Origin of the sequence: Bacillus sp. I-2 (assembly GCF_001974945.1) — a bacterium.
Taxonomy (GTDB): Bacteria; Bacillota; Bacilli; order Bacillales; family Bacillaceae; genus Bacillus; species Bacillus safensis.
On record NZ_LZRW01000029.1, the window covers coordinates 1 to 431 of the forward strand.

General features: G+C 63.3%; 1 protein-coding gene. It reads left to right on the plus strand.

The genetic code is table 11. The annotated features are described in order from the left end of the window. Window positions 1–275 (plus strand): histidine triad nucleotide-binding protein (locus tag BAE31_RS09005; protein ID WP_076840258.1); only part of this gene is annotated, 275 nt, incomplete at its 5' end. Between the last annotated feature and the right edge of the window lie 156 nt (window positions 276–431).

Here is a 431-nt window from a genome sequence, read left to right on the forward strand (position 1 = left end):
ACCAGGTTCTGGCCTTCCACGATATCGCCCCCCAGGCACCGGTACATTTCCTGGTCATCCCGAAAAAACCGATCCGCACCCTCAATGACCTGACCGAAGAGGACAAGGGCCTGGCCGGCCATATCCTGCTCACTGCCCAGCGGCTGGCCAGGGAGCTTGGCTGCGAGGAAGGCTTCCGCGTGGTCATGAACTGCAACGAGCTGGGCGGACAGACCGTCTACCACATCCACATGCATGTGCTCGGCCAGCGCCAGATGCACTGGCCACCGGGCTGATCCGGGGCAAGCCCCGAACCGCCGATTGGGTTAGACTGTCGGGCACACTCTTGCGGAGGTGCCCGATGGCTACCCAACGTCACTACTCGCCGCTCGACCGCTTGTTGCTGCAGGCAGATACCGCCATGCGCACCTTGCTGCCCTTCAGCGGCCAAC